A 21,799-nucleotide genomic window follows, 5' to 3' on the forward strand; every position below is an offset into this window, starting at 1 on the left:
GTGGACCTCTTCGAGGCCGCCGGCCCCGACCCCAAGGCGCCGCGGCCGCTTGCCGACCGCCTGCGGCCGCAGACGCTGGCCGAGGTCGCCGGACAGGAGCACCTGACCGGCCCCGACGGGGCGCTGACGCGGCTCCTGCGCTCGCGCTCCCTCGGTTCGCTGATCTTCTGGGGACCGCCGGGCACGGGGAAAACCACCGTGGCGCGTCTGCTCGCCGGCGAGACCGATCTCGCCTTCGACCAGATCTCGGCGATCTTCACCGGCGTCGCCGACCTGAAAAAGGTGTTTGAACAGGCCCGCTCCCGCCGCATGCAGGGCCGCGGCACGCTGCTCTTCGTCGACGAGATCCACCGCTTCAACCGCTCGCAGCAGGACGCCTTCCTGCCCGTGGTCGAGGACGGCACGGTGACGCTCGTCGGCGCAACCACCGAGAACCCGTCCTTCGAACTCAACGCCGCGCTGCTCTCCCGCGCCCGCGTCCTGACCTTCCGCGCCCTCGACGACGAGGCGCTGGAAAAGCTCCTCGCCCGCGCCGAGGTGCTGGAGGACAAGCCGCTGCCGCTCGATTCCGAGGCGAGGGCCGCGCTGGTCCGCATGGCCGATGGCGACGGCCGCGCCATCCTGACACTCGCCGAGGAGGTCTGGCGCGCGGCGGGCGAGGGCGAGGTCTTCGACACGGCCGGCCTGTCGGGCGTCGTCCAGCGGCGCGCGCCGATCTACGACAAGGCGCAGGAGGGGCACTACAACCTCATCTCCGCGCTCCACAAGACGGTGCGCGGCTCGGATCCGGACGCGGCGCTCTACTATCTCGCGCGGATGCTCGACGCCGGCGAGGACCCGCTCTTCATCGCCCGCCGCGTCGTGCGCATGGCGGTGGAGGATATCGGCCTCGCCGATCCGCAGGCGCTCGTCGTCGCCAATGCCGCCAAGGACGCCTATGACTTCCTCGGTAGCCCCGAGGGCGAACTCGCACTCGCCAATGCCGTCGTCTATGTCGCCACCGCGCCGAAATCCAATGCCGCCTACACCGCCTGGAAGGCGGCGCAGGCGCTGGCCAAGGAGCGCGGCAGCGTCATGCCGCCGAAGACCATCCTCAACGCCCCGACCAAGCTGATGAAATCCGAGGGCTATGGCGAAGGCTATCGCTACGACCACGACGAGCCCGACGCCTTCTCCGGCCAGAATTACTGGCCGGAGGCCATCGGCCGGCAATCGCTCTACAGGCCGGTGGAGCGCGGCTTCGAGCGCGAGATCGCCAAGCGCATGGACTGGTGGGCGAAACTCCGGAAGGAACGCGGCCGCTGACGCTTCACGGCCGGCGCGCCATCCGCTACGCCTTCATCCATGACCAAGGTCCTCCTCGTCTTTATCGGCTCCGGCATCGGTGGTTCGCTGCGCCACGGCGTCAACATCTGGTCGCTCAAGGCCTTCGGACCGGGCTTTCCCGCCGGCACGCTGATCATCAATGTCGTCGGCGGGCTGCTCATGGGCCTGATCGCGGGATGGCTCGCTTTCCGCGCCGAGATGGCCTGGAGCCAGGAGCTCCGCCTCTTCCTCACCACCGGCATCCTCGGCGGCTTCACCACCTTCTCCGCCTTCTCCCTCGATGCCATGACCCTGGTCGAGCGGGGTGACTATGCCGGCGCCGCCCTTTATGTCGGGGCCTCGGTGGTTCTCTCGATCGCGGCCGTCGCGGTCGGCCTTGCAGTCATCAGGAGCTTCTCATGAAGGGCAGGGGCAAACCGCCGGGTCGCGGATCGAAGCCGGGAGCGCCGGCAGGTCCGCGCGGACCCGCCCGCGCCGGGTCCGGGCGTCCGCCCGCCAAGGGGGGCAAGCCCGCCTTCGCCAAGGAGGGCCGCCCCGCCGCCAAGCGCCCGCCGCGCAGCCCCGAGGAGGCCGATAGCCGTCCGCGCCGCGGCCCCGAGGGCGAGGCCGGCCGCCGCGACGAACGCCGCCCGCGCTTCGACGGTCCTGACCGCGCCGAGCGTCCCGCGCGCCGCGAGCGGCCGGACCCATCGGAGCTCCGCTCGTTTGACGGATCGCCGCGTCGCGGCCGCGCCGATGACTGGGACCTGCCCGAGCCTTCCTGGTCGCCGGAGGCGGATCTCGACATGGTCGGCTTCGAGGAAGAGCGCCCGAGCCGCCGGCCGGCGCGTCCCGCCCGCGACGAGCGTCCCTCGCGTCCGGATCGCCCGTCCCGTGCTGCGCCTCGCGAGAGCCGTGCCGAGAGGCCGGTGCGGTCCGCCCCGTCCGAGGATCGTCCGGCCCCGCGCCGCGAGCGCCCGGCAGCCCCGCCGCCGGCGGGTCCCACCCGCGCCGAGCTGAAGGCCGCCGCCACCGAGACATTGCAGACCGGCGTCCAGACCCTCACCGTCACGGATGACGAGGCGGACATGCGCGTCGACCGCTTCCTCGCGGCGCGCTTTCCCCAGCTCTCGTTCAGCTACATCCAGCGCATCGTCCGCAAGGGCGAGCTGCGCGTGAACGGCCGCCGCGTCGAGACCAAGGACCGGCTCGAGGCCGGCCAGGCCGTGCGCGTGCCGCCGCTGAAGCTCGACCAGGCGCGCCCCATGTCGGCCAAGGTCGGCGAGGATGTCGCCGGCTTCCTCGCCTCCATCACGCTCTATGAGGATGCCGACGTCCTCGTCCTGTCGAAGCCGGCGGGCCTCGCCGTGCAGGGTGGCTCCGGCACCAAGAAACATCTCGACGGGATGCTGGCGGTGCTCACCGACGAGGACGGCCAGCGTCCGCGCCTCGTCCACCGCCTCGACAAGGACACGTCGGGCTGCCTGCTCGTCGCCAAGAGCCGCTTTGCCGCGGCCGCGCTGGCGAAAACCTTCCGCACCCGCGCCGCCCGCAAGATCTACTGGTCGGTGGTGGCCGGCGTGCCGAAGCCCCGTCAGGGCCGCGTCTCCACCTATCTTGCCAAGGAAGAGCGCGAGGACGAGAGCTTCATGCGCATCGCCAAGCACGGCGAGAAGGGCGCCAGCCACGCGGTGAGCTACTACGCCGTCATCGACACCATGGCGCAGAAGCTGTCCTGGCTGTCGATGAAGCCGGTCACCGGCCGTACCCACCAGCTGCGCGTTCACGCCGCCGAGATCGGCCATCCCATCATCGGCGACCCCAAATATTTCGACGTCGAGAACTGGGAGATCCCCGGCGGTATCCAGCACAAGCTGCATCTTCATGCCCGCCGTCTTGTCGTGCCGCATCCCCGCGGCAAGGGCACGATCGACGTCTCGGCGCCGCTGCCGCCGCACATGGAGCAGACCTTCAACCTCCTCGGCTGGGATGTGTCGCGCTACGATCCCATCGTCGAGGCGCCGGAGGAGTGATGTCCCTGACGGGCTGGATCTACGTCACCGCAGCGGCCCTTTTCGCCATCCTCGCACTCATCGTCATGGTGACGCGGCGGGTGATCCGCACCGTGCCGGGCGGCGATCGCGCCATGGCCGACCTCGTCGCCGAACTCCGCCGGGCCAACGACCTCGCCGAGCGGCGCATCGCCGCTCTCGAGACCCGTGTCGAGACGCTGGAGCGCGAGCGCCGCTGAACGGCGGATTCAGGTGAGGTTCAGCAGGCAAGGCCGACAAGCGGCCATCACCCCGCTCTGGAGACCTCCCATGATCCGCTCGACATCAGGCCTTCTGCTCGCCGGCCTCCTCGGCCTCTCCGCCATCGCGCCAGCCAGCGCCCAGCCCTTCGGCTATGGCCCCGGTCCCGGCCGCGGCAATCCCGAACTGCGCGCCGAGCGCTTCGAGTGCCGGCAGGAGGCCCGCGCCCGCGGCTATCGCGGACCCGCCGTCCGCGCCGCCGTCCTCGACTGCCTGCGCGCCCGCCGCCCGGATCTCGCCCGCATCGTCGAGTGCCGTCAGTCCGTCCGCGCCCATGGCTACATCCCGCGCACGCCGGAGTTCCGGATGGCCGTGCGGTCCTGTCGCTTCGGCTGACCCGTTGATCTTCGTCGCGCGACAGCCCACAAGGCGCTCCGGTTCCCCGGAGCGCCTTTCGTGAAGCTCGTCATCTTCGACTGCGACGGCACCCTCGTCGACAGCCAGCACCTTATCGTCGCCTGCATGGATGCGGCCTTTCTGTCGCTAGGCCGCACCCCGCCCAGCCGCGAGGCGACGCTCTCGATCGTCGGCCTGTCGCTGTTTGAGGCTTTCGCGGTCCTGACCAGCCCGGACGATGCCGACATTCCCGCGCTGATCGAGGCCTACAAGGGCGCCTTCCATGCCGAGCGGCAGAAGCATGGCCATGCCGAGCCGCTCTATCCCGGCTGCCGTGAGGTGATCGAGTGGGTGGCGGCTGAGAAGGCGGCCCTCGGCATCGCCACCGGCAAGTCGCAGCGCGGCGTCCGCATCGTCATGACCCATCACGGGCTCATCGACCACTTCGCCACCATCCAGACCGCCGATGACGCGCCGTCGAAGCCGCATCCCGGCATGATTCTTCAGGCAATGGCCGAGGTCGGCGCGGTCCCCGAGGACACGGTGATGATCGGCGACACGACCTATGACATCGACATGGCCCATGCGGCCGGCGTCGGCTCCATCGCCGTCACATGGGGCTACCATGCGTCGGAGGCGCTGCTCCGCTCCCGCCCAAACGCGATCGCCGGAACCTATGGAGAGGTCCCGGCGATCCTGAAGCGTCTATGGGGCGTGTGAGGCTGGACTCGGCTGCGCTCAGGCCTTGTCAGCCTTCGCGGCCTCGCCGGCGAGGAACTTCTCCAGCCAGTGGATGTCGTAGTCGCCGGCGATGATCGAGGGGTTGCGCACGAGGGTGCGGAACAGCGGCAGCGTTGTTTCGATCCCGTCCACCACGAACTCGTCGAGGGCGCGGCGCAGGCGCGCCAGGCACTCGGCCCGCGTCCGGCCATGGACGATCAGCTTGCCGACCAGCGAGTCGTAATTCGGCGGGATCGTGTAGCCCTGGTAGGCGTGGCTGTCGACGCGCACGCCGATGCCGCCGGGCGTATGGAACAGGTTGAGCTTGCCCGGCGAGGGCCGGAAGGTCGCGGGGTTCTCGGCGTTCACGCGGCACTCGATGGCATGGCCCTCGATGACGATGTCCGACTGCTTGACCGAGAGCTTCTGGCCCGAGGCGATCTTGATCTGCTCGTTGACGAGATCGACACCGGTGATCATCTCGGTCACCGGATGCTCGACCTGGATGCGGGTGTTCATCTCGATGAAGAAGAACTGCCCGTCCTCGTAGAGGAACTCGATCGTGCCGGCACCGACATAGCCCATATCGGCCATGGCCTTGGCGCAGATGCCGCCGATCTCGGCCCGCTGCTCCGGCGTGATTACCGGGGAGGGGCCTTCCTCCCAGACCTTCTGGTGGCGGCGCTGCAGCGAGCAATCGCGCTCGCCGAGATGGATGGCATTGCCCTGGCCGTCACCGAGGATCTGGATCTCGATGTGGCGGGGCTTGCCGAGATATTTCTCGATATAGACCGCGTCGTCGCCGAAGGCGGCCTTGGCCTCGGTCTTGGCGGTCTGCAGGGCGACCTCCAGCTCATCGGCCGAGCGGGCAACCTTCATGCCGCGCCCGCCGCCGCCGGCAGCCGCCTTGATGATGACGGGGAAGCCGATCTCGGCGGCGACCTTGCGGGCCTCCTCGTCGTCGGAAATGCCGCCTTCCGAACCCGGGACGGTCGGGATGCCGAGGCGCTTCGCCGTGCGCTTGGCCTCGATCTTGTCGCCCATGATGCGGATATGCTCGGACTTCGGCCCGATGAAGGTGATGCCGTGGCTCTCGAGGATCTCGGCGAAGCGGGCATTCTCGGAGAGGAAGCCGTAGCCGGGATGGACGGCCTCGGCGCCGGTGATCTCGCAGGCCGCAAGCAGCGAGGGAATGTTGAGATAGCTCTCGCGGGCCGAGGGCGGGCCGATGCAGACGCTCTCGTCGGCGAGCTTCACATGCATCGAATCGGCATCGGCCGTGGAATGGACGGCGACCGTGGCGATCCCCAGCTCCTTGCACGCCCGAAGGACGCGCAGGGCGATCTCACCACGATTGGCGATCAGCACCTTGTTGAACATGGCGCTGCGCTCACTCGATGATCATCAGCGGCTCGCCGTATTCGACCGGCCGGCCGTCGTCGAACAGGATGCGCGTCACCGTGCCGGAGCGCGGCGCGACGATGTCGTTGAAGGTCTTCATCGCCTCGATGAGGCAGATGCGCTCGCCCTCCTTCACCACCGAGCCGATCTCGACGAAGGGCTTGGCGTCCGGCGAGGCGCGACGATAGGCGGTGCCGACCATGGGCGAGGGCACGGCGCCGGGATGCTTGCGCGGATCCTCGCCCGAGGCCGCAGGAGCCGCGACGGCGGCGGGGGCCGCAGCGGCCGCCACCGGAGCCGGCGCGGGGGCTGCGGCCACCGGCGCCGCCACTGTCGCATGGACGGTGACCTGGCGGGCGACGCGGATCTTCAGCGCCTCGAGCTCGATCTCGATCTCGGTGAGGTCCGTGTCGGCCAGCACCTGGGCCAGCTCACGAATCATCGCCGTATCGATGGAGGATTTGCCTTTGTTCATGGTGGCCTCTTGGGGCTCGGCGCGGCGGGGGCCGCTCACGCCTTGGCCGGAAGCGCCGCGACGGCGGCGATGGCGAGCGCGTATCCCATGGGGCCGAGCCCCACGATGATGCCGCGCGCGACGGGTGAAAGGAAGGAATGGTGCCGCACCGCCTCGCGCGCGTGCACGTTGGTGATGTGCACCTCGATCATCGGCACCCCGGTGCCGCGGACGGCATCGGCGAGGGCGAGCGAGGTGTGGGTATAGGCGCCGGCATTGAAGATGACGCCCTTGAGCGTGCCGGCGGCAAAAGCGCGGCCGGCCTCGTGCAGCCAGTCGATGAGCACGCCCTCGTGGTTGGACTGGCGGAAGTCCGAGGTCAGGCCGTGCTTTGCCGCCTCGTCCCGGCACATCACCTCGACATCGGCGAGCGTCGTCGCGCCGTAGATGGCCGGTTCGCGCGTGCCGAGGAGATTGAGGTTCGGGCCGTTGAGGATGAGGACGGTGCTCATGCGCCGGGGTCTTGGATCCGCGTCGAGGGTCCGTGGCGCGACCGGGCCGGCGGGCCGGAATCGATCACGCGCCCTGCGGCGGAAGCCGCGTCACGGGCGGGCCCTTATAGGCGCAACGGCGGCGGAAGCAAAGCGAGGGTGTGGATGGGCGGCCCGGCCTCACGCCGGCCTTGCCAGTGCCGCCCCCGGCCAGACCTTCTTGGCGACCCGGGCATATTGCGGCGGATAGGTCAGCTCGACGCCGAGCTCCTCGGCCGCGTGCCAGCCCCAGCGCGGGTTGTCGAGGAGACCGCGGCCGATGGCGACCATGTCGGCGGCACCCGAGGTGATGACCTCCTCGGCCTGGCTCGGCGTGTTGATGAGGCCAACCGCGCGGGTGCCAATGCCGCTGCCGGCCTTCACCGCCGCGGCAAAGGGCACCTGATAGCCCGGCTTCACGGCGATGCGGATGCGCGGGGTGACGCCGCCTGAGGAAACGCAGACGAAATCGAGGCCGGCGCCCTTGAGCTCGGCGGCGAGCGCCACGGCGTCGGCGACCTGCAGGCCCTCATCCGTCCAGTCCTGCCCGGTGATGCGGGCGCCGAGCGCCACATGGGCGGGCAGCGCCGCCTTAACCGCCGCGGCGATGGACAGGGGCCAGGCAAAGCGGTTGTCGCGGCTGCCGCCGAACCCGTCGGTTCGGGTGTTGGAGATCGGGCTGATGACGGAGTGGAGCAGATAGCCGTGGGCCATGTGGAGCTCGACCGCGTCGAAGCCGAGGCGCACGGCGCGCTTGGCGGCATCGACGAAGGCCTGGGCGATCCGCAGCTTGTCCTGCGCGGTCATCTCGCGCGGCATGTGCCAGCCCTCGTCGAAGGGGATGGCGGAGGGCCCGACCGTCGCCCAGGGGTCGGCATTGTCCTTCAGCGGGCCACCGCCCTCCCAGGGGCGCTCCGACGAGGCCTTGCGGCCGGCATGGCCGATCTGGATGCCGAATTTCGTGCCGGGCAGGGCCACCGCCCGTGCCGCGTCGAGGACACGTTTCAGTGCCCGCTCGTTGGCGTCGTTGTAGAGGCCGACGCAGCCATGGGTGATGCGGCCGAGCCGCTCCACCGCCGTCGCCTCGACGACCACCAGCCCGGCGCCGGACATGGCGAGGTTCATGAGGTGCTGCAGGTGCCAGTCGTTCATGCAGCCATCGTCGGCCGAATACTGGCACATTGGTGCCACGACGATGCGGTTCGGCAGGGTGACGGGGCCCATGGCGAAGGGCGTGAAGAGCTGGCTCATGATGGTCTCTGGCGGCGGCTGGGAGGCGAGGGGACCTGAAAGGCCCGGCGCCCGCAACTAGCTGGGGCGCAGAGCTCGTCTGCCAAGGGTGACGCATGGGGAGCTGCGGGCGGTGCATTTGCCGCATGTGCTGGGCGCAGCCCTCTCCCTCCTTCGATCCGATGGCAGGTGGGGCCAAATCACACTAGAGAACCATCATCTGTCCCTGGCTTGTCCGGGAGATCGTCTCTCCTGCGGTGCCCCGCATGGCGATCCGATCGTCCCGCCCCGCGTGATGCCCATGACCGCCATGACCTCCGACGCCGACGCCATGGGCGACCGCCTCGCGCGGCGCAACGCCGTCATCCTCGCAGTGGCGACCGCGCTCGCGGGCGCCAACACCACAGTGATGTTCGCGACGGGCGCCATTGTCGGCGCGCAGCTCGCCCCGGTCCGGTCGCTGGCCACGCTGCCGATCTCCATCTTCGTCGTGGGCCTCGCCGCGGCCTCGCTGCCCGTCGGCATGCTGGTGCGCCGCTATGGCCGCCGCACCGCCTACCAGCTGGCGACCTTCGCCGGCATGCTCACCGGCCTGTTCGGCTATCTCGGCGTCACGCTGGCAAGCTTTCCGATCTTTTGCATCGCGACCTTCTGCGCCGGGTTCTACGCCTCCGCCGCCCAGAGCTATCGCTTCGCCGCCGCCGATACCGCTTCGGATGCCTTCCGGCCCAAGGCCATTTCCTGGGTGATGACCGGCGGCGTCATCGCCGGCGTGGTCGGTCCTCAACTCGTGGTCTGGACAAAGGACGCCCTGCCGCCGGTCCTTTTTGCCGGCACCTATATCGGCCAGGCCGTGGTGGCGCTGCTCGCCGGCGTCATCCTGTCCTTCATCGACATTCCCAAGCCGAAGCCGGCGCCGGCCGGCACGGTGTCGCGCCCCACGATCGAGTTCTTCAAGAACCCCGCCTTCCTCACCGCGGTCATCTGCGGCGCGGCCACCTACATGCTGATGAACTTCGTCATGACGGCCGCCCCGCTCGCCATGATCGGTTGCAACCATTCGATCGACGATGCGGCCTACGGCATCCAGTGGCACGTCATCGCCATGTATGCGCCGAGCTTCTTCACCGGCAGCCTCATCGCCCGCTATGGCGCACCGCGCGTGGTGGCGGTCGGCCTCGTCCTGACCGCGCTCTCGGCGGTGGTGGCGCTTCTCGGGATCACGGTGCCGCATTTCTATGTGGCGCTCGTTCTGCTCGGGCTCGGCTGGAACTTCGGCTATATCGGCGCCAGCGCCATGGTTGCCGCGACCGCGCGGCCCGAGGAGCGCACCCGCGTTCAGTCGGTCAACGATTTCTGCGTCTTCGGGGTGATGGCCATCGGCTCGTTCTCCTCGGGCAAGATCGTCACGACCTATGGCTGGGACATGGTCAATTGGGTGGTCTTCCCCATCGTCGCGGTGGCCGCCGTGGCCCTTGTTGTCGGCGCTCGCCGGCAGCCCGTCCCGGCCTGAGCCGGCGCTTCGACCTCTAATCGTTCCAAATCCCTGCATAACCGCCGAAAGGACGAGCCCAGGAGCCCCTGGGCGCGTTGCTTCGCCGCAGGGACTTTGGCAGAAATGTGCCCGGACTCGCGGTGAGGTCGGCTGTCAGCCGTCCCGCCTCAAAACAAGACGAGCAGCCAACTCCGCCCCCCGAGGCAGGACGGCGGCCCCCATGGGCCGACGGGACAGAGGAAACATCGATGAATACAGCTTTGTGGGTCATCATCGGCTGCGGACTGTTGTCCGTGGTCTATGGCGTCTGGGCGACCAAGTCGCTCATGGCCGCCGACGCCGGATCGGCGCGCATGCAAGAGATCGCCGGTGCCATTGCCGAAGGCGCCTCCGCTTACCTGAAGCGACAGTACATCACGATCGGCATCGTCGGTGCGGTGATCCTCGTCCTGGTCGGCTGGCTGCTCGGCACGATCGTCGCCCTCGGCTTCCTGATCGGCGCGGTTCTGTCGGGCGCTGCCGGCTTCATCGGCATGAACGTGTCGGTGCGCGCCAATGTCCGCACCGCACAGGCGGCCTCCCAGTCGCTGGCCGCGGGCCTCGACATCGCCTTCAAGGCGGGCGCGGTCACCGGCCTCCTTGTTGCCGGCCTCGCCCTGCTCGGTGTTGCGGTCTACTTCTGGGCCCTGACCGGTCCCGGCGGCTACGCCCCGACCAGCCGCACCGTGATCGACGGCCTTGTCGCCCTCGGCTTCGGCGCCTCGCTCATCTCGATCTTCGCCCGTCTCGGCGGTGGCATCTTCACCAAGGGCGCCGATGTCGGCGCCGACCTCGTCGGCAAGGTCGAGGCCGGCATCCCCGAGGATGACCCGCGCAACCCCGCCACCATCGCCGACAATGTCGGTGACAACGTCGGTGACTGCGCCGGCATGGCCGCCGACCTCTTCGAGACCTATGCGGTGACCGTCGTCGCCACGATGGTTCTCGCGGCGATCTTCTTCGCCGGCACCTCGGCCCTGCAGTCGGCGCTGATCTATCCGCTCGCCATCTGCGCGGTCTGCATCGTCACCTCGATCGCCGGTACCTTCTTCGTGAAGCTCGGCGCCGACAACTCGATCATGGGCGCCCTCTACAAGGGCCTCATCGTCACCGGCGTGCTGTCAATCGGCGGCCTCGCCATCGCGACGCAGTTCGTCACCGGCTGGGGCCCGATCGGCACCGTCGGCGGCAAGACGATCACCGGTTCGGCCCTGTTCGCCTGCGGCCTCATCGGCCTCGTCGTCACCGGCCTGATCGTCTGGATCACCGAGTACTACACCGGGACCGGCAAGCGCCCGGTGGTCTCGATCGCCCAGGCCTCCGTCACCGGCCACGGCACCAACGTCATCCAGGGCCTCGCGGTCTCGCTGGAATCGACGGCGCTGCCCGCCATCGTCATCGTCGGCGGCATCATCTCCACCTTCCAGCTGGCCGGTCTCTTCGGCACGGCGATCGCGGTGACCACCATGCTCGGCCTCGCCGGCATGATCGTCGCGCTCGACGCCTTCGGCCCGGTGACCGACAATGCCGGTGGCATTGCCGAGATGGCCGGCCTGCCGAAGGAAGTGCGTCACTCCACCGACGCGCTCGACGCGGTCGGCAACACCACCAAGGCCGTCACCAAGGGCTATGCGATCGGTTCGGCCGGCCTCGGCGCCCTCGTTCTCTTCGCCGCCTACAGCTACGACCTCAACTACTTCATCACCGAGGCCAACAAGGCGGGCTCGACGGCCTACAGCTACTTTAAGGGCATGACGCCGGTCTCGTTCGACCTGTCGGACCCCTATGTCGTCGCCGGCCTGATCTTCGGTGGTCTCATCCCCTACCTGTTCGGCGGCATCGCCATGACCGCGGTCGGCCGCGCCGCCGGCTCGGTGGTGGAAGAGGTCCGTCGCCAGTTCAAGGAGAAGCCGGGCATCATGGCCGGCACCGACAAGCCGGACTATGCCCGCGCCGTCGACATGCTGACCAAGGCGGCGATCAAGGAGATGATTATCCCCTCGCTGCTGCCGGTCCTGGCCCCCATCGTCGCCTATTTCGCGGTGTTGGCCATGTCAGGCTCGAAGGCTTCGGCCTTCGCGGCCCTCGGCGCCTCGCTGCTCGGCGTGATCGTCAACGGCCTCTTCGTCGCCATCTCGATGACGTCCGGTGGCGGCGCCTGGGACAATGCCAAGAAGAGCTTCGAGGACGGCTTCGTCGACAAGGACGGCGTCCGGCACCTGAAGGGCTCCGACGCGCACAAGGCCTCGGTGACCGGCGACACTGTCGGCGACCCCTACAAGGACACGGCGGGTCCCGCCGTGAACCCGGCCATCAAGATCTGCAACATCGTGGCGCTGCTGCTCCTGGCGATCCTCGCCCACTGAGCCTCGCCCCGGCGTGACATGCGAAGCCCCGCGGGAGCGATCCCGTGGGGCTTTCGTTTGGCTGGCGTGGCAGGGGATTTTCCCCACGAAAAAGCCCCGCCGAAGCGGGGCTCGACCGAACCAGCGGATCTGTCCGCCGTCAGGTGCGCGGGCCAGAGATGATCTGGCGCAAAAGGTTCGCCTCCTCGCCGCCGGTGACCGTCGAGCGCGAGATGAAGTCGAAGACCTTGCCGTCCTGCAGGCCGTAATTGGCGATGCGCTCGACCTTCCGCTGGCCGTTGAAGTAGACGGCGAGGACGTTGCGCTCCACCGTCTGCGGGGTCTGGAAGGTGAAGGTGCGGGTCTGCTTCTCGGAGATGTAATAAAAGACGTCGCCATTGATAGTGGAGATCGTCGTCGGCGTTCCGAGCGCGATCATCACCTGGTCCTGGCTGTTGCCTTCCTTCACCTGCGCGAGGGCTTCCTCGTTAGGAACATAGCCGCGGTTGAAGGTCTCGCCGACCCGGAACTGCGTGGGGGAGGGCAGGCTCGGCGTAAGCGACGACATCGACGGCCCCTGCGAACAGGCGGCGAGAAGTGCGCCAAAGCCGGCGACGGCCATCACCTGCAGGGAACGAGACGGAACGGACTTCATGCGCGAACGACCTTTTCCCACCGGACGCCACCTCTGGCGGACGCCCTCGCTTGACACGCGGGCGCGTTGACTTAACTCCCGTCCGCCACCATTTCAACCCGAAGGCGGAAAACCGGATGATACTCGGCCTGTTTCGGCGGAAGAAGAGCGAGCCGACCATCGATAGCCTTTACGGCACCATCGTGGCGCAGGCTCGTGAGCCCGTCTTCTACACAGCCTGCGGCGTGCCGGATACGCTCTGGGGCCGCTTCGAAATGGTGGTGCTCCACGCGTTCCTCGTCCTGCATCGGCTGAAGGGTGAGAGCGAGGAGCGGCGCGAACTCGGCCAGGCGCTGTTTGACCGGCTGTTCCTCGATTTCGACCGGGGTCTGCGCGAAGTCGGGGTGTCCGACACCAAGGTGCCGCGCAAGATCCGGCAGATGGGCGAGGCCTTCTATGGCCGCGTCCAGGCCTATGACGAGGCCCTCGCCGCGGAGGATCCTGGCCTTCTGGAGGCGGCGCTGGCCCGCAACGTGCTGGCCTCGCCCGGTGCGGACACGCAGGAGCTCGCGGCCTATATGCGGCGGACCGCCGCGCATTTCGCCGCCGTCCCCTACGAATCGTTCCTGGCGGGCGAGGTTGCCTTCCCGCCGCCGCCCCAAGGAGACGCGGCATGAATGGAGACGCGGCATGACTGGAGGAGCGGCATGACCGGAGAGACCGGGCGCCCCCGCGCCGAAACGCCACAGATGCCGCGCTGGCCGGTGCGGCTGGTCGACGTGCCCGCGGGCGGGCTCCATGTGCGCCGCCGTGACCTCAATGAGGCCGACCGCGCAGCTCTCGCTGCCCAGATCGGGGTCGCCGCGCTGCGAGCCTTCGACCTCGACATCCATGTGCGGCCCTATCGCGGCGACGGCCTTGCGGTAGAAGGGCGCGTCACCGCAGAGGTCGACCAGACCTGCGTCGTCACGCTCGAGCCGATGGTGAGCCGCATCGACGAGGAGGTGGAGATCAGCTTCCGTCCGGAGGACAAGATCACCACCAAGCTCGTCGAGGACGAGGAGGATGGCCTGTCCATCGACGCCTCCCATGCGGCCGATGATCCGCTGGTCGGCGGGGCCATCGACGCCGCCGCCATCGCCGCGGAATTCCTCGCCCTCGGTGTCGATCCCTATCCGCGCAAGCCCGACGCCGTCTTCGAGAAGCCTGAGGGCATGGGCGAGGCCTCGCCCTTCGCGGGACTTTCCAAATTGAAGCGCGGGACCTAAACAGGCGCCGCGGACCGCCTGCCTCTTGTGCAGGCAGTCCCAGACGCTATTGTCCCGGCTCCCGCGGCCCCGGGGTCGTGCTGTCTCCCGACGGTGCGCCATGGCGGCCCACGCAACGGAACGTCGTATGTCCGATAAGGTACGGCTGGCCCTCGACGCCATGGGGGGAGATTTCGGCCCCTCCGTCGTCGTGCCGGGAGCGGAGATCGCGCTGTCGCGTCACGCGGACCTCGAATTCGTCCTGGTCGGGGACGAGCGTCAGATCACGCCGCTTCTCGCCGCCAATCCCCGCGTCAAGGCGCGTTCGACCATCGTCCATGCCGACGTCGCCATCCGCATGGACGACAAGCCCTCGCGCGCGCTGCGCTACGGTCGTCGCGTCTCCTCGATGTGGCGGGCCCTCGACGAGGTGAAGTACGGCCGTGCCGACGCCGCGGTCTCCGCCGGCAATACCGGCGCGCTGATGGCCATGGCCGCCTTCAACCTCAAGACCATGGCCTATGTCGAACGGCCGGCGCTGGCGGCGCTCTGGCCGACGCTGCGCGGCGAATCCATCGTGCTCGACATGGGCGCCTCGATCGGCGCCGATGCCGCGGCCCTTGTCGACATGGCGGTGATGGGCGCAGCCATGGCGCGCGTCGTCTTCGACCTGGAGCGCCCGACCGTCGGCCTGCTCAATATCGGCGTCGAGGAGGTCAAGGGCCTCGAATTCATCCGCGAGGCCGGCCAGATCCTCCGCGAGGCGAATCTGCCCTCGCTCGACTATCGCGGCTTCGTCGAGGGCGACGATATCGGCAAGGGCGTCACCGACGTCATCGTCACCGAGGGCTTCACTGGCAATATCGCGCTGAAGACCGGCGAGGGCACCGCCAAGCAGATCGGCGAGTACCTGCGCTCGGCCATGTCGCGCACGTGGCGCGCCCGCCTCGGCTATCTTCTCGCCCGCAACGCCTTCGCGACGCTGCGCGAGAAGATGGACCCCCGGAAGAGCAACGGCGCGGTCTTCCTCGGCCTCAACGGCATCGTCATCAAGAGCCATGGCGGCACCGACGCGCTCGGCTTCGCCAGCGCCGTCGACCTCGCCTATGACATGGCGCGTTACGATCTCCAGGCGAAGATCCGCTCCATGCTCGAAGCCTATCACGCCCTGCGTCCGGTTTCCCCGGCCGCTCCTGTCGAGGCCGCATCGTGACCCTTCGCACCGTGGTGCGCGGCGTGGGCAGCTATCTGCCCGCCCGCGTCATGACCAATGCCGAACTCTCCACCATCGTCGACACCTCCGACGAGTGGATCGTCCAGCGCTCGGGCATCCGTGAGCGGCACATCGCCGCGGAGGGCGAGACGACCTCCGATCTCGGCCTTGCCGCCGCCCGCAATGCGCTCGCTGCCGCCGGCCTGGATGCGCAGGACATCGACCTGATCGTTCTTGCCACCTCGACGCCCGACCGGACCTTCCCGGCCAGCGCCACGACGATCCAGGACAAGCTCGGCATCCGCCACGGCGCGGCCTTCGACCTGCAGGCTGTCTGCTCCGGCTTCGTCTTCGCGCTCGCCACCGCCGACAAGTTCCTGCGCTCGGGCAGCCACAAGCGCGCCCTCGTCATTGGCGCCGAGACCTTCTCGCGCATCCTCGACTGGACCGATCGCACCACCTGCGTGCTGTTCGGCGACGGCGCCGGCGCCGTCGTTCTGGAGGCGCAGGACCAGCCCGACGGGCCGGGCGGCCGCGGCATCCTCACCACCCATCTGCGCTCCGATGGCCGCCACACCGCCAAGCTCTATGTCGACGGCGGCCCCTCGCTGACCCAGACGGTCGGCCACCTGCGCATGGAGGGCCGCGAGGTCTTCAAACACGCCGTGGGCATGATCACCGACGTCATCAACGACGCCTATGCCGCCACCGGCACGACCTCGTCCGACCTCGACTGGTTCGTGCCGCACCAGGCCAACAAGCGCATCATCGACGCGTCCGCCGAGAAGCTGAAGATCGCCCCGGAGAAGGTCGTCATTACCGTCGACCGTCACGGCAACACCTCCGCCGCCTCCATTCCGCTCGCTCTCGACGTGGCGGTGCGCGACGGCCGCATCCAGCCGGGCCACCTCGTCATGCTCGAGGCCATGGGCGGCGGCTTCACCTGGGGCTCGGCGCTGGTCCGCTGGTAGCAGGATCGTCGGCGAACAATGGGTTGACCGTCGCGGAGCGACCCCATAATGATAGCAAAATCAGAGTGATAAGGAGCTGTCCCCGGCTGTCTTGCCGCAAGGGATGCCCGATCAGAAGCCGATGCTGGGGGTGAACATGGCGGGCAGGACGGTCACGCGTGCGGATCTGTGCGAGGCGGTCTATCAGAAGGTCGGCCTGTCGCGGACGGAATCCGCCCAGCTCGTCGAACTCGTCCTGCGCGAGATCACCGATTGCCTCGCCGATGGCGAGACGGTGAAGCTCTCCTCCTTCGGGTCCTTCGTCGTCCGGTCCAAGGGCGAGCGCATCGGTCGCAACCCCAAAACCGGCCAGGAAGTGCCCATCGCGCCCCGCCGGGTCATGGTTTTCAAGCCTTCGAACATCCTCAAGGCCAAGATCAACGGCCAGAGCGCCGAGGGCCTGAAGGACTGACACATCCCGCGGTCCGCGAACCTTGCGGCCGCGATTGCCCCGACGTCACGAATCCGCCACCGTTGCGCGGCCCGATGTCCCTTTGCCATCGCGCCTTTCAGTAAAGCACGACGAGCGTGGACAAGGCCCCCGACGCATACCGCACGATCAGTGAGGTCGCTGATGACCTCGACCTGCCGCAGCACGTCCTGCGGTTCTGGGAGACGCGGTTCAGCCAGATCCGCCCGCTGAAGCGCGGCGGCGGCCGTCGCTATTACCGTCCCGAGGACATCGATCTCCTGAAGGGCATTCGCCACCTTCTCTATGGCGAGGGCTACACGATCCGCGGCGTCCAGCGGATCATCAAGGAGAACGGCGTCAAGGCGATCCAGGCGCTGGGCCGGGGCGAGGGGGCCTCTCCGCTGCAGAAGCCGCGCGGGCCCGAGATCATCGACCCCGGCCGCGAGCCCGACGCGGCACCGGCCCGCGCCGGCACCCGCGTTCCCGTCTTCGCCGAGGCCGCCTATCCCGCGCCGCCCTTCATCCCCGCCGATCTCGGCGAGGACGACGAGCCGGAGATGGAAGACGACGAGCCGCTCGACCTGCCGCCGACGACCATCGCCCGGCCGGCGCCGGCAGCGCCTCCGCCCGCGCCTGTTTCTGCGCCTGCCGCCATGGCGGCGCCTGTCGACCCCCGGCCTCTCGTCGCCCGCCCGGCGGTGATCCCGCCGGCCCGGCCGGCACCGGCGCCCCGCGTCGAGCCACCTTTCGTCGCGGTTCCGGCGTCCGCGGCCCATGCGGCGCCGCCCTCCGCAGTCGCGGCCCCCCTTGCCGAGCCCCCGATCATCCCGGCGGCCGCGCCGCCGGCGCCCATGCCCTCCATGCGGCCGGTCTTGCGCGACGCCGCGCCTCCACCGCCCGCGGCCCGGCTTGCCGCCGACGACATCCGCCGTCTTCAGGCGGCCCTCTATGAACTGCTGGAATGCCGCAAGCGCCTCGACGAGGCCTTCGACCCGCGCTGAGGATCAGCGCCGCCAGGGCGGTGCCGGTGGAGGCGGCGGCGCCTTGGCCTGTTCCTCGATGCGGCGGGCCATGTGGTCGGCCACCTCGCGCACCGTCTGCAGCCCCTGGTCGAGCTGTCCGGCCTGCTGGTTGGCAAATTCGAGCTCGGCGATGATCTTGTCGATGCGCGACAGCGCCTCCGGGTCGGGGCGGCTCACCGCCTCGCTGCCGAAGATGATGCAGAGCGGGCCGACGGCAATGAGAAGGCTGAGCCCGATCGTCACCTGCCACAGCAGGTTGCGGTCATCGAAGCTTGCCGCATTCAGCGCGCCGACATAGGCCGCGCCGATGGCGCCCGGCAGGACGAGGACAATGACAATCCCCGCCCAGCCGATGAGCCGAGGCCTCAGCCGCGTCGACACCTGCATGATGACACCCGCTCCAGTCCCTCCACGAAGTGTGGGGCGAGAGCCGGCGGCATTTCAAGAGGATGGCGTGGCGCGGCCTAGCGATGGGGCAGTCGGACCGGCTCCGGGGTGCTGCACGCCGGCGGATTGGGCACATTGCCGGAGGCCGGGCTGCGCCGTCGGAGCGGGCTGGCTCGCCTGCGTCGTCGCATTGTTGCCGGCGGGTTGGCCGCCGATCATCGAGAAGATGATGAGGCCGAACACCAGGACGGCCGCGAGGCCGCCGATCATGCCCCAGTTGCCGCTGGTCGAACGGCCGATACGCGGGTCGGTCGGCGGGTCGAGATCGGCACGACGGCCGCCGTCAAGCCGTGTCGGTTCCACCGGGATGCGGTCGGGATTGCGCGGGTCGATAAGGCTCATGACGGGGTCCTCCTGGCCGGGGAGAACCCCGGACAGGGGGATGGGTTCCGCGAAGCCTCAATCCCTGCCGAGTTGTCGTAGATCGAACCGACGCCGTCGACGCCGATGTTGACGGCCGTTTCTTTCGATCGATCTGCTTCGGCGTCTAGGCAGCGCCTTGCTCGATTAGCCATTTCAGGATCTCAAAAAGGATCTTGAACACATATTCGACGATGAACTTCCAATCGGGCTTGAAGCGCATGGCGCCATCTCTCGCGTGTGAACACGTGAGGAGGCTGATCGAGCTGGCGATGCGGCGCTATGAACCGAGGGCAATGAGTTTGCGCCCTCGCACACATCGGCAGAACGGGTGACTGGAGGTACAGACCGTCCCAATGCGCGTCTGCAGGCGCTTTTATGTGTTTGGAGCTTTTGGAAAATTGGTCGGAGTGCAGAGATTTGAACTCTGGACCCCTTGCACCCCATGCAAGTGCGCTACCGGGCTGCGCTACACTCCGACCGTGGGGGGGATTTAGGACGTTTCGCGCGCCACTGCAACCCGGTTCGCGAGGGCGAGGCCCCAGAGCAGGCCGGCCAGCACCCAGAAGTGCCGCCAGTGGTCGCTGTCGATGATCTGGCCCTCGAAGGCGAGGCCGCAGAAACAGGCGAAGACGGCGATCGCAGCGGGCCTGACGGGCGAGCGGCCGAGGGCTGCAACGAGGCCGACGACCAGCGTCGCGCCGATGAGGACGTGGTAGGCGATGCCACCCGTCCAGCCGCCGGACATGAAGGCGTTGAGATAGACGTTGTGGACGTCCTCCGGGAAGAACCTTGTGAATTGCAGCGGCCCGATGCCCATGGGCAGGTCGAGCGCCATCTGCCAGCCATAGGCATGGCGGCCGAAGCGGCCCATCGGGCCCGAATCGTAGCTCTGGTTGAAGCTCGCCCGCTCCTTCATCAGCTCGGCGACCTTGTCGATCGAGAGCAGCACGCCGACGAAGGCGGCCAGCAGGATGGCGCCGAGGCCGACGACGACGAGAATGCGCAGCCGCTCGGCGCGGCTCTGCGCGGTCAGAAAGAGCAGGGCGGTCATGATGACGGCCGACAGGCCGAAATGGATCCAGGCGCCCCGCGAGAAGGACAGCAGCAGCGCCACGAGCAGGACGGCGAGAACGCCGCCGGCACGGACCATCTGGCCGGCATTCCCGCGGAAGAAGGCCTGCATCGCCATCAGCATGGGCAGGATCAGGAAGGGGCCGAAGACATTGGGATCGTTGAACGTGCCCTTGGCGCGGGCATAGAGGGTGAAGAGGTCGAAGGCGCCGGGAAAGAGGCGGAAATAGCCGGCAATGCCGGCCGCCGCCGCGATGAGGGCGGCGAGCGTCCAGGCTTTCAGAATGACCTCGAGGCGCCCCTCCGTCTCGTCCGCCAGGATCACCGCGAAGAAGATCATGGTGAGCGCGAGATACCAGGAGACGACCACCCAGACGGCGACCTTCGGCGCCCACAGGACAGGGATCGCCGCCGTCGTCAGCCCGAGGCAATAGATGACGAGAATAAGGACGAGGGGGCCGTGAACGGGGCGCAGGCGCAGCCCGCCCGTCGCCATGAAGGTGAGGATCGCCACCAGCGCGCCGATCTCGTATGGGCTCGGCTCGGCGAAGACGAAGGCGCCGCCCACCAGCATCAGCCAGAGGACGGCGCGGCGCAGCGGCTCGGCGCGGTCTATCCCCCCGGCGGCGGTCGCGGGGAGGGCGAGGGTCAAAACGCGTTCTCGCGGTGCTTGGCCAGCGAGATCGGCGTCATCGCGAGGATGTAGAGGTCGAACAGCACCGACCAGTTCTCGATGTAGTAGAGGTCGTGCTCGACGCGGCGCTGGATCTTCTCGGGCGTGTCGGTCTCGCCGCGCCAGCCGTTGATCTGCGCCCAGCCGGTGATGCCGGGCTTCACCTTGTGGCGGGCGAAATAGCCATCGACGACGTCGTCATAGAGCTTGTCGGCGGCCTTCGCATGGGCGGCGTGGGGGCGGGGGCCGACCAGCGACAGGTTGCCCTTGAACACCACGTTGAAGAGCTGCGGCAGCTCGTCGATCGAGGTCTTGCGGATGAACCGGCCGACGCGGGTGACGCGCGGGTCGCCCTTGCTGACGAGCTTGGAGGCGGTGGCGTCGCTCATGTCGGTATACATGGAGCGGAACTTGAAGACCTCGATCATCTCGTTGTTGAAGCCGTAGCGCTTCTGGCGGAAGAAGACCGGGCCACGGCTGTCGAGCTTCACCGCGATGGCGGTGAGGATGAAGAGCGGCGCGAGCGCGATCAGCGCCGCCGTGCCCACCACCTTGTCGAACACCCATTTCAGCACGACGTCCCAGTCCTGGATCGGCTTGTCGAAGACGTCGAGGACGGGGACGTTGCCGATGTAGGAATAGGCGCGGGGGCGGAAGCGCAGCTTGGCGGTGTGGGCGGCGAGGCGGATATCGACCGGCAGCACCCAGAGTTTGCGCAGCATGTCCAGAACGCGCTTCTCCGCCGTCATCGGGATGGTGACGATGACGAGGTCGACGCGGGTGCGGCGGGCGAATTCGAGGAGATCGTCCACCGTGCCGAGCTTCGGCACATGGGCGGCATGGGCGGGCGAGCGTTCGTCGGTGCGGTCGTCGAAGGTGCCGCAGATCGTCACGTCGGAATCGGACTGGGCGAGGATGGAGCGGATGAGCTCCTCGGCCGGTTCGCCACCGCCGACGACGACGGCGCGGCGCTGCAGGCGGCCGGCGCGCGACAGGGTCCGCACCATCTGGGCGAGGCCGACGCGGCCGGCGGTCAGCGCGACGAGGCCGATGCCGTACCAGGTGCCGAGCCAGAGCCGCGACAGCTCTTCGCCGGCCTTGAGGAAGAAGGCTGCCGCCATCGCCACGAGGAAGACCAGCGTCCAGGTGAAGAACAGCCGGCTGAACTGGGCGACGTGGGTGCGGAAGACGTGGATGTTGTAGAGACCTGCGGCCTGGAAGGCGGCGAGCGTCAACCCCGGGACCACGCAGAGCCCGATCAATGAGGGCCATTGCACCCCGTAGGTCGGGAAGACCCAGGCAAGATAGATCGTGGCGCCAAGGGCGAGGACCGCCGCGAATTCGACGAGACGGACCAGCCCGGACAGCACCACCGGCGAATAGACGGGCCCGACGGCCTCGTCGGCAATGCGGGTGGCGAGCTCCGATAGCGGGCGTCGCTCGTCGCTCGACCCTGGCGACGGGGCGGTCTCGGCCGCCTTCAGTATGTCGCGTCCCGTGATCCCCAGCATGGCTGCGGCGCTCCCTCTTCCCTATGGTC

At 68.5% G+C, this 21,799-nt stretch carries 23 protein-coding genes and 1 tRNA gene; 14 read left to right on the plus strand and 10 right to left on the minus strand.

Annotation, left to right across the window (positions count from 1 at the left end; translation table 11 throughout):
- The 6 genes from O9344_RS06790 (at position 1) to O9344_RS06815 (ending at position 4,673) form a co-directional block, all read left to right on the plus strand.
- Positions 1-1,305 carry a replication-associated recombination protein A gene (locus tag O9344_RS06790; RefSeq protein ID WP_298474523.1) on the plus strand — a complete coding sequence of 435 codons (1,305 nt, stop codon included), beginning with the start codon at positions 1-3 and terminating at the stop codon, positions 1,303-1,305.
- Between the two features lie 39 nt (positions 1,306-1,344).
- Positions 1,345-1,728, plus strand: a complete 384-nt coding sequence (gene crcB / locus O9344_RS06795; RefSeq protein WP_298474525.1) for a fluoride efflux transporter CrcB — start codon at positions 1,345-1,347, stop codon at positions 1,726-1,728.
- Complete coding sequence (locus O9344_RS06800) at positions 1,725-3,338, plus strand: RluA family pseudouridine synthase (protein WP_298474528.1); 1,614 nt, start codon at positions 1,725-1,727, stop codon at positions 3,336-3,338. The genes crcB and O9344_RS06800 overlap by 4 nt, the downstream gene beginning before the upstream one ends.
- Positions 3,338-3,556, plus strand: coding sequence for a hypothetical protein (locus tag O9344_RS06805; protein ID WP_298474530.1), 219 nt, complete (start codon positions 3,338-3,340; stop codon positions 3,554-3,556). Before O9344_RS06800 ends, O9344_RS06805 begins: the two co-directional genes overlap by 1 nt.
- 70 nt (positions 3,557-3,626) lie before the next feature.
- A complete protein-coding gene (locus O9344_RS06810) occupies positions 3,627-3,953 on the plus strand; it encodes a hypothetical protein (RefSeq protein WP_298474532.1) in 327 nt (108 codons plus the stop codon).
- A gap of 60 nt (positions 3,954-4,013) precedes the next feature.
- Positions 4,014-4,673 carry an HAD-IA family hydrolase gene (locus O9344_RS06815; protein ID WP_298474534.1) on the plus strand — a complete coding sequence of 220 codons (660 nt, stop codon included), beginning with the start codon at positions 4,014-4,016 and terminating at the stop codon, positions 4,671-4,673.
- An 18-nt stretch (positions 4,674-4,691) separates the two neighbouring features.
- On the opposite strand, the gene accC is transcribed toward O9344_RS06815, so the two are convergent.
- The 4 genes from accC to O9344_RS06835 form a co-directional block, all read right to left on the minus strand.
- Positions 4,692-6,053: an acetyl-CoA carboxylase biotin carboxylase subunit gene (gene accC, locus O9344_RS06820; RefSeq protein WP_298474536.1), complete on the minus strand. Its 1,362-nt coding sequence runs from the start codon at positions 6,051-6,053 to the stop codon at positions 4,692-4,694.
- A gap of 10 nt (positions 6,054-6,063) precedes the next feature.
- Positions 6,064-6,549, minus strand: a complete 486-nt coding sequence (gene accB / locus O9344_RS06825) for an acetyl-CoA carboxylase biotin carboxyl carrier protein (protein WP_298474538.1) — start codon at positions 6,547-6,549, stop codon at positions 6,064-6,066.
- Positions 6,550-6,584: 35 nt separating this feature from the next.
- On the minus strand, positions 6,585-7,040 hold the full coding sequence (gene aroQ, locus O9344_RS06830; RefSeq protein WP_298474540.1) for a type II 3-dehydroquinate dehydratase: 456 nt from the start codon (positions 7,038-7,040) through the stop codon (positions 6,585-6,587).
- A 159-nt stretch (positions 7,041-7,199) separates the two neighbouring features.
- The gene (locus O9344_RS06835) at positions 7,200-8,309 is read right to left on the minus strand and encodes an NADH:flavin oxidoreductase/NADH oxidase (protein WP_298474542.1); all 1,110 of its coding nucleotides are present in this window, start codon (positions 8,307-8,309) and stop codon (positions 7,200-7,202) included.
- Positions 8,310-8,589: 280 nt separating this feature from the next.
- Here O9344_RS06835 and O9344_RS06840 point away from each other — a divergent pair, with 280 nt between their 5' ends.
- On the plus strand, positions 8,590-9,801 hold the full coding sequence (locus tag O9344_RS06840; protein ID WP_298474544.1) for an MFS transporter: 1,212 nt from the start codon (positions 8,590-8,592) through the stop codon (positions 9,799-9,801).
- 230 nt (positions 9,802-10,031) lie between these two features.
- A complete protein-coding gene (locus tag O9344_RS06845; RefSeq protein WP_298474546.1) occupies positions 10,032-12,188 on the plus strand; it encodes a sodium-translocating pyrophosphatase in 2,157 nt (718 codons plus the stop codon).
- Between the two features lie 139 nt (positions 12,189-12,327).
- On the opposite strand, the gene O9344_RS06850 is transcribed toward O9344_RS06845, so the two are convergent.
- Entirely contained in the window at positions 12,328-12,822 is a 495-nt protein-coding gene (locus tag O9344_RS06850) for an outer membrane protein assembly factor BamE (RefSeq protein ID WP_298474548.1), read from the minus strand.
- A gap of 116 nt (positions 12,823-12,938) precedes the next feature.
- On the opposite strand from O9344_RS06850, the gene O9344_RS06855 reads away from it, so the two are divergent.
- From O9344_RS06855 to O9344_RS06880, 6 genes are all read left to right on the plus strand, one after another.
- Positions 12,939-13,478 carry a ubiquinol-cytochrome C chaperone family protein gene (locus O9344_RS06855; RefSeq protein ID WP_298474550.1) on the plus strand — a complete coding sequence of 180 codons (540 nt, stop codon included), beginning with the start codon at positions 12,939-12,941 and terminating at the stop codon, positions 13,476-13,478.
- A 30-nt stretch (positions 13,479-13,508) separates the two neighbouring features.
- Complete coding sequence (locus O9344_RS06860) at positions 13,509-14,069, plus strand: DUF177 domain-containing protein (protein WP_298474552.1); 561 nt, start codon at positions 13,509-13,511, stop codon at positions 14,067-14,069.
- A gap of 127 nt (positions 14,070-14,196) precedes the next feature.
- Positions 14,197-15,261 (plus strand): phosphate acyltransferase PlsX, encoded by a 1,065-nt coding sequence (gene plsX / locus O9344_RS06865; RefSeq protein ID WP_298474554.1) that lies wholly within the window; start codon positions 14,197-14,199, stop codon positions 15,259-15,261.
- A complete protein-coding gene (locus tag O9344_RS06870; protein WP_298474946.1) occupies positions 15,255-16,232 on the plus strand; it encodes a beta-ketoacyl-ACP synthase III in 978 nt (325 codons plus the stop codon). Before plsX ends, O9344_RS06870 begins: the two co-directional genes overlap by 7 nt.
- A 103-nt stretch (positions 16,233-16,335) precedes the next feature.
- Complete coding sequence (locus tag O9344_RS06875; RefSeq protein WP_298474556.1) at positions 16,336-16,683, plus strand: integration host factor subunit alpha; 348 nt, start codon at positions 16,336-16,338, stop codon at positions 16,681-16,683.
- A 116-nt stretch (positions 16,684-16,799) separates the two neighbouring features.
- Positions 16,800-17,684, plus strand: a complete 885-nt coding sequence (locus O9344_RS06880; RefSeq protein WP_298474558.1) for a MerR family transcriptional regulator — start codon at positions 16,800-16,802, stop codon at positions 17,682-17,684.
- Between the two features lie 3 nt (positions 17,685-17,687).
- On the opposite strand, the gene O9344_RS06885 is transcribed toward O9344_RS06880, so the two are convergent.
- The 5 genes from O9344_RS06885 to O9344_RS06905 all read right to left on the minus strand — a co-directional run bounded on the left by O9344_RS06885 (position 17,688) and on the right by O9344_RS06905 (position 21,770).
- Positions 17,688-18,092, minus strand: coding sequence for a hypothetical protein (locus O9344_RS06885; RefSeq protein WP_298474559.1), 405 nt, complete (start codon positions 18,090-18,092; stop codon positions 17,688-17,690).
- Between the two features lie 54 nt (positions 18,093-18,146).
- Positions 18,147-18,494, minus strand: coding sequence for a hypothetical protein (locus tag O9344_RS06890; protein WP_298474561.1), 348 nt, complete (start codon positions 18,492-18,494; stop codon positions 18,147-18,149).
- Between the two features lie 420 nt (positions 18,495-18,914).
- Positions 18,915-18,991 (minus strand) — tRNA-Pro (locus O9344_RS06895).
- A gap of 14 nt (positions 18,992-19,005) precedes the next feature.
- A complete protein-coding gene (locus O9344_RS06900; RefSeq protein WP_298474563.1) occupies positions 19,006-20,238 on the minus strand; it encodes an O-antigen ligase family protein in 1,233 nt (410 codons plus the stop codon).
- Positions 20,235-21,770: an undecaprenyl-phosphate glucose phosphotransferase gene (locus O9344_RS06905; protein ID WP_298474565.1), complete on the minus strand. Its 1,536-nt coding sequence runs from the start codon at positions 21,768-21,770 to the stop codon at positions 20,235-20,237. Before O9344_RS06905 ends, O9344_RS06900 begins: the two co-directional genes overlap by 4 nt.
- Positions 21,771-21,799 lie beyond the last annotated feature (29 nt).

This window comes from Phreatobacter sp., from assembly GCF_027532945.1.
Classification (GTDB): Bacteria; Pseudomonadota; Alphaproteobacteria; order Rhizobiales; family Phreatobacteraceae; genus Phreatobacter.